General features: G+C 35.2%; 10 protein-coding genes. 2 read left to right on the top strand and 8 right to left on the bottom strand.

Annotation, left to right across the window (positions count from 1 at the left end; all coding sequences use genetic code 11):
- Positions 1–27: 27 nt before the first annotated feature.
- Positions 28–1,701, bottom strand: coding sequence for a DAK2 domain-containing protein (locus IGJ32_RS00515; protein ID WP_034698624.1), 1,674 nt, complete (start codon positions 1,699–1,701; stop codon positions 28–30).
- Positions 1,702–1,753: 52 nt separating this feature from the next.
- Entirely contained in the window at positions 1,754–2,116 is a 363-nt protein-coding gene (locus IGJ32_RS00510; RefSeq protein WP_010720424.1) for an Asp23/Gls24 family envelope stress response protein, read from the bottom strand.
- A 270-nt stretch (positions 2,117–2,386) separates the two neighbouring features.
- Between IGJ32_RS00510 and rpmB the strand changes: the two genes are divergently transcribed.
- Together rpmB and IGJ32_RS00500 are read left to right on the top strand one after the other, a co-directional pair.
- Entirely contained in the window at positions 2,387–2,575 is a 189-nt protein-coding gene (gene rpmB / locus IGJ32_RS00505; RefSeq protein ID WP_010720425.1) for a 50S ribosomal protein L28, read from the top strand.
- Between the two features lie 360 nt (positions 2,576–2,935).
- Entirely contained in the window at positions 2,936–5,560 is a 2,625-nt protein-coding gene (locus IGJ32_RS00500; protein WP_342081897.1) for a YfhO family protein, read from the top strand.
- A 486-nt stretch (positions 5,561–6,046) separates the two neighbouring features.
- On the opposite strand, the gene IGJ32_RS00495 is transcribed toward IGJ32_RS00500, so the two are convergent.
- The 6 genes from IGJ32_RS00495 to truA form a co-directional block, all read right to left on the bottom strand.
- Positions 6,047–8,269 carry a hypothetical protein gene (locus tag IGJ32_RS00495; protein WP_430610600.1) on the bottom strand — a complete coding sequence of 741 codons (2,223 nt, stop codon included), beginning with the start codon at positions 8,267–8,269 and terminating at the stop codon, positions 6,047–6,049.
- Positions 8,270–8,427: 158 nt separating this feature from the next.
- Positions 8,428–8,859 carry a hypothetical protein gene (locus IGJ32_RS00490; RefSeq protein WP_251849584.1) on the bottom strand — a complete coding sequence of 144 codons (432 nt, stop codon included), beginning with the start codon at positions 8,857–8,859 and terminating at the stop codon, positions 8,428–8,430.
- Between the two features lie 404 nt (positions 8,860–9,263).
- Positions 9,264–9,566 (bottom strand): hypothetical protein, encoded by a 303-nt coding sequence (locus IGJ32_RS00485; protein ID WP_081128366.1) that lies wholly within the window; start codon positions 9,564–9,566, stop codon positions 9,264–9,266.
- A 346-nt stretch (positions 9,567–9,912) separates the two neighbouring features.
- Positions 9,913–12,615, bottom strand: coding sequence for a hypothetical protein (locus tag IGJ32_RS00480; protein ID WP_373169107.1), 2,703 nt, complete (start codon positions 12,613–12,615; stop codon positions 9,913–9,915).
- Positions 12,616–12,969: 354 nt separating this feature from the next.
- Positions 12,970–14,526, bottom strand: coding sequence for a hypothetical protein (locus tag IGJ32_RS00475; RefSeq protein ID WP_342081894.1), 1,557 nt, complete (start codon positions 14,524–14,526; stop codon positions 12,970–12,972).
- Between the two features lie 381 nt (positions 14,527–14,907).
- Positions 14,908–15,657 carry a tRNA pseudouridine(38-40) synthase TruA gene (gene truA / locus IGJ32_RS00470; RefSeq protein WP_063626400.1) on the bottom strand — a complete coding sequence of 250 codons (750 nt, stop codon included), beginning with the start codon at positions 15,655–15,657 and terminating at the stop codon, positions 14,908–14,910.

Raw genomic sequence — 15,657 nt, 5'->3', positions numbered from 1 at the left:
CGTTCAGGCGAAAAGGATTGTCCTTTTCTATTCTGCAGAGAATAAATACGGATAAACCGGTTGATCGCCTTGATGAATTTCAATTTCTAAATCTGGATATTGTTCAACTAATTTAGCTGATAATTCTTCTGCTTGATGAACCGAACCACCTTCACCTGCTAAAATCGTCACAATTTCTGTTTCTTCAGTGATCATTTTTTCTAAGGTAGCGAATGAAGTTGCCATCATGTCAGAATCTGAGATAACGATTTTCCCATCAATCATCCCTAAGAAATCGCCCTCAGTAATTTTCACACCATCAATGGTTGTGTCACGAATCGCATGAGTAATCTGCCCACTAACGACACTTGCAAGCATTTCTGTCATAGTCGCTTTGTTTTCTTCCAACGATACTTGATCATTAAATGAAAGCATCGCAGTTAATCCTTGAGAGATCGTTTTTGATGGTACGACCGCTACTGGGATATCTGCTACTTCAGCCGCTTGATCCGCAGCCATGAAGATATTTTTATTGTTTGGTAATACGATGACTTTATCCGCATTGACTTCCTTGATCGCTTTAACGATATCTTCCGTACTTGGGTTCATCGTTTGTCCACCACTAATGACGTAGTTTGCTCCTAAACTTTCAAATAACTCTTGCACTCCTTTACCGGCTGCAATCGCTACGATCCCATAAGGTGTACGAGCTGCTTTTTGTGGCTTCGCTTGCTCATCGTGTTCTAAAATCGTTTCATGCTGTAAACGCATGTTGTCGACTTTGATTTTTACTAATGAACCAAATTTTTGTCCATAATTTAATACTTCACCTGGATTTTCGGTATGCACGTGGACCTTAATGATCTCATCATCATTAACAACCAATAATGAATCACCGATTCCATCTAAGTAATTACGAAATTCTTCATAGTCAAATTGGCTATCGACGGTTGGCCCTTCACCGATTTTTACCATGATTTCTGTACAGTAACCATAATGGATATCTTCTGTTGCTAATTGACCTTGGACACTGCGATGATGCTCAGCATTGACCATTTCATCCATTTCAGCTGGTGATGGTTCATAGACTTCTGTCATTTTGAACTCACCATTCAAGGCACTTAAGAAGCCTTCATATACAAATAGCAAACCTTGACCGCCACTATCGACGACACCGACTTCTTTTAACACTGGTAACAAATCAGGTGTTTTCGCTAAGGCACGTTTCCCACCTTTTACCACAGCCGTCATCACTTCAACAACGTCGTCACTTGTTTTAGCTTTCTTTTCTCCTGCTTTTGCAGCTTCACGGGCTACTGTCAAAATGGTTCCTTCAACAGGCTTCATGACTGCTTTATAAGCTGTCTCAACGCCATGCGTAAAAGCCGCAGCTAAATCTGCAGCGTTTAACACTGTCACATCAGGTATTTGCTTTGAAAAGCCTCGGAATAATTGAGACAAAATAACTCCTGAATTTCCTCTGGCTCCCATTAGTAGGCCTTTTGATAACATTGCTGCTAACTCGCCTACTTTTTCAGAAGTAGAATCAGCAACTGCTTTAGCTCCACTTGTCATAGATAAATTCATATTGGTACCTGTATCTCCATCAGGAACTGGGAATACATTTAACGAATTGACATATTCTGCATTTACTTGCAGACGATTCGCGCCCGCCTGAACCATTTCCTGGAATTGGCTTGCACTGATTTCTGTTACACTCACCTAGATAATCCTCCTTCAGATCGACTGCTGAATCATTCAGCAAGCCTTCTGCCTAGTCTGGCAGTACACGAACACCTTGGACGAAAACATTAACAGAATTGGCTGTTACACCTAGTAATGTCTCCAAGTTGTATTTTACTTTTTCTTGGACATTGCGAGAAACTTCTGAAATTTTTGTACCATAACTAATGATCGTATAAACATCTACTGCGATACCATTAGCTTCTTGGCGAACAACTACTCCTCGAGAATAATTTTCTTTTCGTAGAATTTCAGTAATATTATCTTTTATTTGGTTCTTGCTGGCCATTCCTACAACACCGAACACATCTGTTGCGGCGCCACCAACAACTGTTGCAATCACATCATTGGTAATTTCAATGGTTCCAGCTGACGTTTGAATTTTTACAGCCATGAATGAGCCTCCTTAACGGGCAAAATACTCCCATTTTTCTTCTATCATATTTTATCATAGCGTCACCCGAAATAAAAGGCAGTTACCCTAAAGTACTCAAAAACCGCTGAAAATTTTAAAATTAGTCCTGTATAATTTACAATTATTCCCATGGATTGTCAATTCTTGCTATGAAAAGACACTTGCATATTACCCCTTCATATGATATGTTATTCTGGTATGAGCTGAATTATTCTATCGCTCCAAATCGAGGTAAAGGGGGAAAATTACATGGCAAAAGTTTGTTACTTTACTGGTCGCAAGACAAAAAGTGGAAACAATCGTTCTCATGCGATGAACTCAACAAAACGTACTGTTAAACCTAACTTACAAAAAGTTCGCGTTATGATCGACGGAAAACCTAAAAAAGTTTGGGTGTCAACTCGTGCTTTGAAGTCAGGAAAAGTTGCACGCGTTTAATTGAATGAAGTTTGAACCGTTCGGTGCGTGAACGGTTTTTATTTTTATTATAATGCCTTACTTTTCATAAAAGAAGTTAGTTGAAAAGCCTACAAATGATCTGGATGAACGATCATTTGTAGGCTTTTTAGGTTTTGCCAAGTCCTTAATATTAAACATGTATTCTTTTAAAAACTGGTATTTTATTATTTATAAAATCAGTTTATATAAGTTTTTTTGCCTTTTATTTTCAAAATAAACGTTATTTATTATTGTTTTTTTATTTTTTTGGAAATGCCAAGTCTTTTCATGTAGTTAAAAATATGAATATGATAAACTAGAGATAACTTCATATTTCATAGAAATTTGGTGAATGAATCAATGAAAACAAAAATCAAACTTTTTTTTAAAGAAAATGGTCGTTATGCTTTTGCTAGTTTTCTGATCCCTTTTTTGATACTTGCGTTAGTTTACTTAAGTATCGGAATTTATCCAGGAAGTAGCCGAAGCATTCTTGCAAGTGATGCATTTTCTCAATTTTCAAATTTCCATGCAAGCTTTCGGAACATGTTATTAGGAAAGCAAAGTATTTTTTATACTTGGAACGCCTCATTAGGTCTGAATTATTTATCTTTAATTTCATATTACTTAGGCGGATTATTTACTCCGCTTGTTCTTTTGTTTCCTAATAATATGATGCCTGATGCTTTATATTTTCTAACTCTGCTTAAAGTTGGGTTTGCTGGATTATCTTTTTGGTTCCTTGCGCGGACGTATAACATTCCACGTTGGGGACAAGTGGCTTTAAGTGTTAGCTATGCTTCGATCTCTTTCATTACCGCTCATTCTGAGATCATTATGTGGTTGGATGCGTTTATTTATCTTCCACTTATTATTTTGGGTATCCATCGGGTCATGGATTATAAACGACCAACATTATTATTTGTTAGTTACTTATTGCTCTTTTTATCCAGTTTTTATATGGGCTTTATGATCGGTATTTTTTCTTTTCTTTATTTTATGGCAAGGCTGTTTACAAAATGGTCACTCTACAAAAAATCGATTGTACCTTATGGGATTACTTCCTTATTAGCTGGTGGAGCATCAATGATCATTATTCTTCCAGCAGTCTTGGATCTCCGATCAAATGGCGAAACATTAACACAGATCACTACACTAAAAACCGAAGCTACCTCATATTTGGATATCATCATGAAAAACATGATCGGTGTCTATGACACAACCAAATATGGCTCCATTCCTTTTATTTATGCTGGTTTGTTTCCATTAGTTTTATGTCTATTTTATTTTGCTAGTCGAAAAATCAACTTAAAGAACAAACTTTTGTATGGTAGTTTATTTGCTTTATTGATTGCTAGTTTCTATCTTGTACCACTCAACCTCTTTTGGCATGGTATGCATGCGCCTAATATGTTTTTGTTCCGCTATTCCTATTTGTTTTCTTTTCTCGTCCTTTTGTTAGCGGCCAAAGGATGGGAACGAATAACTAAAGAGGATCAAGGCTTACTCCTCAGTATCATCATCATTTTAGCAGCAGTTTTTGCTATCGCATGGGGACTTAAGCCTAATAATAGTTACTCTTATATTACAACGACATCGTTTGTCTTAACGATTGTTTTCTTGAGTCTTTACGCGTTAACAATTGGCTTTTTCCAGCAACCAAAACAGCCCGTTAAATACCTTAGCTTATTGTTACTGTTACTGATGACAGGAGAAGCAAGTGTCAATACGAATAGTATGATTCATGGGATATTAGATGATTGGAATTATGCTTCACGAAGCTTATATACTGATCCTGCTCCTAGCATCAAGTCACTTGTTGACCAGACAAAACAAGAATCGGATACTTTTTATCGATTAGAAAATCTTGATCCGATTTCTCCTAATGATTCCATTAACTATGGCTATAGTGGTATCAGTTTGTTTTCTTCTATTAGAAACAGGAACTCTTCTGCTTATCTAGATTCGTTAGGCTTTCGTTCAAGGGGAACAAATCTTAATATCCGATACGCAAACAATACCTTATTGATGGATGGGTTTACAGGAATAAAATATAACATTGCTAAAAACGACAGTAGCTTTAGCAAATATGGCTTTGTGAAAGAAAGTCAGAGCGGTGACTATACACTCTATAAAAATCTAAATGCTTTACCGCTAGCTTTTACAGCACCATTAGATATTAATCACGTGGAACAACCATTAACTGACAATCTCACGAGTCAAACCAATTTGATCAATCGGCTGGCTGATTTAAATGAGCGGTATTTTACTTTCTACACACCAACTTTGAAAAGCCAACAAAACGTTACAGTAAACAAGACGTCTACCGGGGTGACTTATTCTGAAACCACGAATAACCAGCCCAAAACGCTTACTTGGGAAGTGCGTGTACCAGCAAACACACAAGCTTATCTCAGTTTGTTCCCTACTAACTATGCCCAATTAGAAAGTTCTACCGCCACGATTACTGTCAACGGTGTGTCACGAAAGACTCAGATCAGTATTTCTGGACAGTATTATGATCTAGGATATTATCCTCAAGACACAACAGTTACTTTCTCTGCTAGTTTTTATGGTACAAAAGAGGTTAGCTTTATGGAACCTAAAGTTCTTGGACTTGATGTTGTTGCTTATCAAGCAGCAATGAATCAAATCAAAGAAAATGGTGTTGCTATGAAAACGACCGGCCGAACAGCCACTGGTACTGTCAACACATCCGAAGAAAGAATGCTAGTCACAACGATCCCTTATGATGCTGGCTGGTCCGCAAAAATCGATGGAAAGGCAGTCAAAGTCGAAAACTTCAAAGATGCCTTTGTAATGATCAAACTACCTGCAGGCAAACATACCGTCACTTTTAGTTACTTACCTCAAGGTTTTATCATCGGATCGATTTTGTTCGTTCTTTGTATCGGACTTTTTATCCTATATGTGTGGTATCAAAAGAAAGAGCCCAAAGTAAATAAGCGATATAAACATAGTTAATGATCCACTCAGCGCCATCATTTCTAAAATTGAAATGATGGCGCTGATTTTTACGTTGATGACTCTTATAGTTCTGATTACTTATCTACTACCGTATTCAGTAATTTCATTATGTTCTGTTATCTTCCTTACAGGACTTGTGGAGCCTGCAATCCTTGACGTTGATTGCAGACTCGAACTTGATTCACGTCTTTTCTCCAAAAGCTCTCTTAAGCGTTGAACATCACCCTGTTGATTAGATGAACTGCCCTTATTTAAATTCCCACCTCCGGAAAGAGAGGGTGAATTGTCAAGGATCCAATCGCTTATTTTTATTATTTCAACCTACAAAACATGTTCCGTCATGGCAAAACCTACCAAATAAAAAAAGACAGAAAGAAACTTTTCTTCTTTCTGTCCCAATTATTCTATCTCTCATAACCAACATCAATTTCTGATCATTCCTCAACGAAGTTAAAAAGTTAAATGTTCTGGTTTATTGATTACTCATCTGTCGTACCCAACGGCGCCCTTAGGATTATTTACCCGGCTTACAAGATTTGGAGATGCTGTAGAATGCATTTTGGCCTCCTGTGTGCCACTGTTTCCTAAAATTACTCTCAGTTCTTTTTTCTGACTATTACTCAACCTACCGTTATCTACCTTTCCATTATCTACTTCTCCGTTATTAAACTTGCCATTATTCCCCACTTCATTACTTAATTGTCTAGCTTTTTTTTGATATATTAAGTTGTCTTGCAAGTCTCTGATATCCGCATATGTAGCTCTAAACAAAGATGTTTTTTTGGTTTGAGAGGTAAGTTGATCTAAACTGCCTGTTTTTCCTTCTTCCTTGCTGTTTCCACTAAGCTGTGTTACTTCTGGATTTGGATTAATCTCTTTATCTGTTAAATTACTCTGGTTTGAAGTATTGGAGCCAGTTTTAAAGTTACAAGCGGGTTTGCCTAAACCGTCTGTTGCTCCTTTTATCTCACTAGCTAATGTAGTATTTCTCGCTTCTAGATATAAATTTGTTTCTTCTGGAGTGGCATCATTTTCTTTATCCAATAAACTACTACTAATTGAAAATTCGGAGCCGGCTTGAGAGCTGCGAGCGGATTGATCGAAACTACTTCTGCTTGATTGTCCTTCTTCCACAGATAATCGTGGTTCCTGTAAGTGTTGATTTTCGGTTAACTTATCCGTTTCAAATACATTGTTTATTTTTGAAATAAGGGTGTTTATCTCCCTATTCGCTTTCTTCCAGTATTTTTTTTTATCATCCTGTTTTATGCTCTCGTAGCTCTCAGCAACAAATTTTAATTCTGACTTTGTTTCTTCAACATTTCCATTATACGTTTTTAATGTTTCTACTGCTTTTTTTTGAAACATATAATGTAATTTTTGTGGATCTTCCCCTACTCTTCGAGCATATTTTTCACAAAACTCTTGGAGGTCAATACCAACAAATCCGTTTATATCTCGCAATACACGATGATGAAGAGAAGTGTCCTCTATTTGAGCTGTTAATTCAGCTAATCCCACTTCCATTTGCTTTTTCAGCCGAGGATCTGTTTGTTCACTTGATTGTTTATCAAGTGTATTCTTCAGATTTTTCAAATCAGCTAATTCTTGTTCCAATTCTTGCTCATTTTTTGTAAGATATTCTTGATCTTGTTCATTTAATGTGTATTCATTTTCCTTACTGAGAATCATCTTACTATCTATGTTATGTATACCTGCTTTTTTTAACGTATTGCTTGTGCTGAGATCGTAATAATTATAGCTTTTTGTTGCGACTGAATTTTCCGCTTTTGTCATTAGGATAAAAACATTTCGTTTCAACCCTTTTTTCATTGCAATTTGGTAACGAACTTCTAGTAAATCTCGTAAATTTTCTTTAAAGCTTGGAGTGTCTATATACCCGTTTTGATACGCCGTAATAATCTCATCATATAATTTCTTTTTTGTTTTCCTCAAATCTTTTATTCCTAATTTTACATACTCACTTCGTTCTTTTGAAATTTCAGGAACAGCATTTTCTAAGTCATTTTTGTACTTATAGGCGTTAGCTTCTATCAAGCCATTATGTTCAAGTACCTGAAATATTTTAGAACAGAGTTCGGTTATCTTCTTCTTCGATTCATTCCAGGTTATTTCACTATCCGTTTTCTTTAATTCTTGATATTCTTTATCAATAGATTGCCGTTCACTGAAGTTAGTCCCCGACGTTTTTAAATGATCTGCCAGTGTCAATTGAAACGACCGATAGAGTCGTTGCGGATTTTCCCCTATTCTTGGAGCATATTTTTCACAAAACTCGCGCAGGTCAATACTAGAAACACGATCCACGTTTCTTACGACATAAAGATGAAGACGGACATCACGTAGTCGTCCTATAGTCCATTTAATAGACTCATTCAAACTAGAGGTTTCTTGCTTTCTTGATTGTTTAATCAACGAAGCAAGTGATTTATTGTACTTCTCTTCTAGTTGCTTTAGTTCCTTCTTATTTTTAGTATGAATGTCAAAGTCAAATGTTTTATGATTATAGCTTCTATGAGTTAAACGTTCTTTGCTATTTGTTATAAGTATATTTTTACTATCTATATCGTGTATCCTTGCTTTTTGTAAAGTTTTGCTTCGACTTAGATCGTAATAATCATAGCTATGTCGATCGTTTAGGTATTGTAATATTTTATACATTTCAGGTTGAAGTTTGTTATGCAAAATCTTAACTAAACTCCTTGCTTTTTCTAAATCTTTTGTTTCTAACTTCTTTATTTGCTTATAGAGCTTACCAATTTCTTTTAGATCTTTTTTTGATGGTTTAGCTAAATAATCTACTGATTGTTCTGGAGGGTCTGAGATTCCATTAGAAAGAGCAACTATTTTTTTTTGTATGTTTGATTCAATGGTTGCCCTTCTACGCTTCGATCATCAAACAAATGATCTTTATGATACAAAGCGTGAACATCAATACCGAATTGTTTTTTAAGCTGATTTCTAGCAAGAATTTGGTATCGTATGTTTAACAAGTTACGTAATTTTTCTTTCGATTGATTGGTATCCAAATCCCCTTCTTCATAAGCTGGGATGATTTCTTTGTACAAATCTTCTTTCTCGTGTTTCAACTCTTTCATTGTTAGCTTACTATAGTCAACGATCATGGCTTGGTTTTCGTTAGCCCCAGCATTCTCCCTTGGGTCTGCAGCTTGTTCAAACTCATCCTCAGAATCCGAACTATCGTCAAAACTTTGATGGTAAGTAATACGGTTAAAGCTTGATGTTCCTAGATATTTATCTTCTTCAGTTCCCATAAAATAACTCTCCTTTCGTTAATAAACCTACTAAGTCCTTCACATTATATACTCAAAACAAGTGGTTCCTAGTCCATTTTTTTCTTTATTTTTAAAATTTAAGTTCTGTATAGTAACAGAGGATTCAGTAAACTGATTGATCTATTTTAGAATTTACTCGTAGTACGCGAGCTTACCTGAGTCTTCCAATTAGGAACTCCAAAAATAAAATAACACAAATGATACATCCTGGCTGAATGCTTCTGTCACTCTTGATGCTTTATTTATCTATTAGTTAAAAAGAACGATCATTTCTGGTTTCAGTTTCCAATCGACTGTTAGAAACACCATTTGTTGGTTGTAAATGATCATTTCTAGTTACAGGTTTCGGTCGACTATTAGAAAAACTATTTTTTGATGGTAAATTATACCGAAGGACCTTCTGATGATTGCTGGTTTTTTTGATAAAGTTCAGTCATTTTATTTTTGTAAATTTGATTTAAAGGTTGTATTGATTCTAAAGTTTGCTCCAAACTTGATTCTATAGCTGGCATAGTAAATAATGACTCTTTTTGATAAAAAATGGAAATCTCTACACCAATACTTTGTTCAAATTCTTTTTTTATTGCAAGTTGATATCTTATTTCCAACAAATTAGATAGATTTTCTTTAAATGTTTCGGTATTTACCTCCCCTTTTTTAGATAACGCAATAATAGTTTTATACAATTCTTTTTTTTGTTTGTTGCAATTGTTTTATTGTCATTTGATGATACTTGGTTCGGATCGCATTGCCTGCTCTTTAGGGATACCATCGTTTTTTTATTTTCCATGGTGCTTACCTTGTCCTATTGATTGCTTATTTTCCATAAATTTTTTCTCCCTTCGCTCTTTCAGTCCCTATGTCATAGGTAAATCATAATGTTGTGGTGTCTTTTTTTGTCCCTTACTTTTTTGTCTATTTATTCATAAAACTACCGACCCCCAGAAGTTAGTTTTTGAGCTAATCTTTAGGGATCGGTACAAAAATGGTTTTAGATTCTTTAACTGTTTGTTTTACATTTTATAATTTAAATTAGACACTAGTCTCTCTTAATAAATCATTACTAGGCTTTCCTTTAGACGGATCAAGTTGTTGATTTTGCGCACCCTGCTGTACTTTACTTTGTGCTCCATTTATTATATTTAATAATCGTCCTTGGGCATTTTCTGGATTCATTCCCTTATTTTTATTCACTTCAGCGTAAAGGGGTTCTATTTTTTTCACAGGATCTGGTAAATACTCACGGCAATCTTTAATTCCTAAGTACTTTAATGTAGGACACTCATTAATAGGGGTATTAATGTGATAAAATGGTTGTTCGATTAGCGTGTATTGATTAAGTAGCTTATCTATTTCTGGTAGTAGCTTTATGAACTCTTCATTCGCCCTTTTATATGATCCCTCTTTATCCAATCGTTTTATATAATTGACCTTATTAATAATCCAAGCTCTATCTTGAGCATAATCAACCTTTTTGGAGTCTAAATATTTCTTCGCTATTCTATCCTTATATAGATCCATATTAAAAAATTCATTCAACTTCCCAACTGATAACGGGTCAGCACTCCTTGTCACATCCTGAAATCTTTTGCTAACCTCCTGTGTAAAATCATCCACCAGATTAGGACTTTTATCTTTTAATTGCGTTGCTGCTGTCTCCTGCCATGCATGAATGATTTTTTGGGGATCAACGTTGTTTCGCTCAGCAAATTTGTGACAAAATTTCTCATAGTCCATCCCAAGCATGTGTTCGATCGTTTTTCTAGTCTCAAGTTGATGATGGATGTCACGTAAGTTGCTTAGATTAGTGATGAATTCTTTTTCATGCACATCCTTATTTAGTGAAGTTTTAGCATTTTTAAAAAGCTTATAAAATTTAGTAACTTGTTTATTGAAAACCAATTCAAGTTCCTTTAACTCTTTTTTGCTTTGTTTAACGTACTGCAAGTTTTTAGTATCAGGTGACGGATAATTAAACTTTAATCGATTCGAAGCATCCAATATCTTCTCAACATTTCCCCATTTATGAAGACCGGCCTTTTTCAACGTTTTACTTTTACTCAAATCGTAATAATCATAGGTCGATAGGTTATTAGGTATATTTTTGTTCAATACTTCTACTATAAGTGGATAAATCTGTGCAGCTGATTCTCTTCCAGACAATGTTTGATTGGTATTAAATTGATGTTTCATTTTCTGATATAATTTAGCTCTTTTTTTCTTATTCTCATCTTTAGTATTGTCAGTTGTTACTTGTGGTATATTAGTTTTCGTTTGGTTTATAAAATTACTGATTGCATCATCATATTTGTTTATCATGTCTGGATTGTCTCTACCTAAAAATTTAGAATTATTTAAAATTTTTGTGAAATCAAAACCAACCTTTTGAATCAGTTCTTTTTTTATGGCGATTTTATAGCGAATATCTAGTAATCTCTCTACTTTTTCAGAAAATTCTTTTGTACCTACTTTATGTTCTTTAGATAACTGAATGATCTCTTTATATAGTTTTTGCTTTTCATTTCTTAAAGAGTTCATGGATTGCCAAAGTTCCGGTTTTGGCCCTTGATCCCGGTTATTATCTACGACTTCATAATCATTATTAATATCCGCAACTTCATCATAGATGCTAAAAGATATTGAAGACGTGGTAGAAGCATTACTTGGACGAGGAGTTGGCTCTAAACTTACTTCCTCAGGATTCCCGTTCTCCCTATAACTGTCTACTTCACCATATTCAACTGATTCGCCATACCCATTATCATCAACAGCACTTGAACGAGGATTTAGCTCCTCAGGATTTTCGTTCTCCCCATAAATGCCTACTTCATCATATTCAACTGGTTCGTCATACCCATTATCATCAACAGCACTTGAACGAGTAGTTAGCTCCTCAGGATTTTTGTTCTCCCCATAAATGCCTACTTCACCATATTCAACTGGTTCGTCATACCCATTATCATCAACAGCATGATTTCCGTTTTGTCCTTGACTCGTAAGTTGGGAACTATGTATTGTGTTGTCCTCTGAACTGTTTTTTAGACTCTCTTGTTGTTTCTTTTGGAATTCTTTAAATTTCATTTTAACCACTTCTGCTAAACTAACCGAAGAGTTTTGGCTATTAGCACCAACACTTAAATCTTGCCTTCGAATTTGTTTTAAACCAAGTTGTTCCCTTACTTGATGTATCATGTGATATGTATTTAAAAAATTCTTTCTCTGAAATAATAGAGATTCTATTACTGCAGTGTTAGTCATTCCATCAGGAGCAATACCCTCGTCTTTTTTTAATAGGTTCAAATTGTTCTTAGCAGCTTCCCAACCTTCTTCAATTGAACTAATTAGCTGTTCTCTTTCATGCGGTCTAGCTTTCTTCAGTGATTCCACTCCATCACTAATACTTTTGTTATATGCTAGTATATCTTGTAAAATACCATCTGAATCTTGCTTTTTTTCGCTTACAGCACGTGTAAATAAACGTGCGCTTTTACTTGCTACTAGCCTTTCATCTGCCTTTAGTTTAGTTTTTATAGTATTCGGTATCATTTCAGTTAAGTTCATCACTGCTACTTCTAGTTTTTCTTTGGTTAATTGCTTATTGTCTTTCGATAACGTTTTCTTTGTTTCTTCACTTATTTTTTTATGAAATGTTTCGCTATCATAAAATCCTAGATTGTTAGCTATCGCTATAAGGTCTCCATGTATAGTCTTCAATGTTTCCTGATTATTTTCCATTAAAAAATCTCCCTCCGTTAAGTTAGTCCATATTGTATACTAAAATCCAATCATTCCTTTACCTATTTTTTCTTTTTTTTAAAATTTATGTTTCGCTTAGTAAAAATGTTCGACATTCGTACACATCGTCTAACTTAATATCTAGTCATTATTTTTCATATCTACTCTTCCAATATTTAGCTGAGTACTGAACTCGATTCGCATATTCATAAAACAAAATCATGAATTGAAGCATTCTATCCTACAAAAATGGCTCACCTTGAGTAGCTATGGTACGTTCATTAAACAACAGGTGTACTCACTAGCCGTATAAAATCCATCTGACTTCTTTATTTAAGGGTTGATTATCAGCTATTACCTAGATAAAGATTGTCCATTTGTCACAGTATTTTGGGAAATTCTATTTTTTTCTAACTCTGCACCTTGTTTTGCTCTATCACAAGCTTCGTTTATAGAACTCTTTGTTTCAAAAAACTTAGTTAACGCTTTGACATTTGTTTTTGGTACCAGTTGATTGGTTTTATTGTTATGTTTTTCTTGATCAACTTCTAGTTTCGAAGAATTGTTTGCCGTAAGATCTGTTCTTGTTGGCTCAGGTTGCTCTAGCTTCTCCTTACTCGGTAATGTCAAAGGGATGTTTTCTGTAAATTCTTTTTTGGCTGGCTCGGGTTGTTTTGGTTTCTCTCCGCTCAATAGTTTCGAAGGATTATCGTCTGCCGAGTTTTCTACTGTTTGTTCTACTGATATTTTCTGTGCCGTTAGTTTATTTAACATTAACTGGTTTAATACAATATCAAAGTTTGATCGTTGCAGTTTTTGATCACCTTGTAGTTTTGAAGAATTATTTTCCGTAAAATCTTTTTTTGCTGGCTCGGGTTGTTCTGGCTTCTCTCCGCTCAATAGTTTCGAAGGAGTGTTTTCCGTAAGATCTATTCTTGTTGACTCGGGTTGTCCTGACTTCTCCTCACTCGGTAATATCAAAGAGGTGTTTTCTGTAAATTCTTTTTTTGCAGACTCTGCTGTTCTTTCTTGTGCTACTGGATTATTTAACTTTATTTGGTTTAATACATCAACGAATTTTCTTCTATGCTCTCCTTGATCAGAAGGTTTAGTTTTTGACGATTCCTTTGTTATTGGCATTGGTATTACTGTTGTCTGATGTATGGGCAGGTTCTTTAGGAATATGTTACCCATAGCGTTTTTAAAAATTTCTTTCTCAGTTGCTGTCATAGCCATAAACGATTTTGAACCGGTTGTTTCTCCCAATATGCTAGTTGAATTTTCCATCTTCGCACTCGATAGTACTGATGGATTATTGTTTGCCGAATTTTTTGCTGGGGCTGGTGTTACTATTTTTGGCTGTATGGATGGGTTTTGTTGGAATATATTACCCATAGCATTTTTAAAATTTTCTTTCTCAGCTGCTGTCATAGCCATAAACGATTTTGAACCGGTTGTTTCTCCTAATATGCTAGTTGGATTTTCCATCTGCGCACTCGATGGTATTGATGGATTATTGTTTGCCGAATTTTTTGCTGGATCTGGTGCTACTATTTTTGGCTGTATGGTTAGGTTTTGTTGGAATATATTACCCATAGCGTTTTTAAAAATTTTTTTCTCAGCTGCTGTCATAGCCATAAACGATTTTGAACCGGTTGTTTCTCCCAATATGCTAGTTGAATTTTCCATCTTCGCACTCGATAGTACTGATGGATTATTGTTTGCCGAATTTTTTGCTGGGGCTGGTGTTACTATTTTTGGCTGTATGGATGGGTTTTGTTGGAATATATTACCCATAGCGTTTTTAAAATTTTCTTTCTCATCTAGTCTCGTCTCAATAAAGGGTTTTTCCTCATGTACTTCTCCCAGTATGCTGATTAAAGTATTCTGATCTAATTTTTCATTGCTCATGTCATTTATTCTCCTTTCGCTCATTAGGTTCTATTATAAAGAAAAGAATCCTCTCTTTAGCAACAACTTTTTCTTTTTTATATACTTTATGTTATTTCGATTGTTATTTTAAATAATAGTTATTTTATATTTCTATAAAATTGATCATTTAGCTACTTATATGCTAGTAATATCTTGTTACTGTTATTATTTTTTGGAGAGTTAAAACTCATAAAAAATAAAAAAACGTTCCGTTTAGAGAAATATTTTTTCTCTAAACGAAACGTGTGAATAAAAGGTCTTTATGGATTCATAAAAAGAGCTATTTTCTCTTAACCATTTAACCCTCTCGTCCTTTTTTGAAGTTTATTACCTCCAATAGGATCTATTTGGAACTTTTCTTTATTGATCATACACCACTTCATACAGATATAACCCTTCTGGATGAGCTGTGGGTCCTGCAGCATTTCGATCTTTTTTCGCAATGATTTCGGGTATACTATCCTCTGAGAGTCGCCCGTTCCCAATCTTCAGCAACGTACCGACAAGGATCCGAATCATCTTGTACAAGAAACCATTCCCACGAAAAGTAAATAACAACTCATCCCCGGCCTCATTGACTTCCATCTTTGCTTCATAGATCGTTCTTACTTTGTCCTCGATTGAACTTCCAGAAGCACAAAAAGAAGTGAAATCATGGGTACCTATTAAGTCAGGCAATGCTCGTTGAATTTTCGATAAATCAAGTGGATAGGGGAAATAACTTGCGTAATGCCGACGAAACGGACTGCGTGGTTTTCCAATATCGACCCGAAACTGGTAAGTTTTTTCTTTTACTAAATAGCGCGCGTGAAAATCATCTGAAACGATCTCAACGGCTTTAACTGCGATATCTTCTGGCGATTGCGTATCTAATGCAAAACGCATACGTTCTAAAGGTCGTTCTTCAGGGTAATCAAAATGGATCACTTGCCCCATCGCATGGACCCCTGCATCAGTACGGCCAGAACCAAAGACAGTGATCTCTTTTCCATTGGCCATTTTCTTTAGCGTTTTTTCCATTTCCTCTTGGACAGTACGACCATTTGGTTGCTTCTGAAAACCATTAAAATGGGTACCATCATAGGCAATAATTGCTTTATAACGTGTCAT

Origin of the sequence: Enterococcus sp. DIV1639a (assembly GCF_050530445.1) — a bacterium.
Lineage (GTDB): Bacteria > Bacillota > Bacilli > Lactobacillales > Enterococcaceae > Enterococcus_B > Enterococcus_B hirae.
This window is presented reverse-complemented; position numbering and strand designations above follow the sequence as displayed.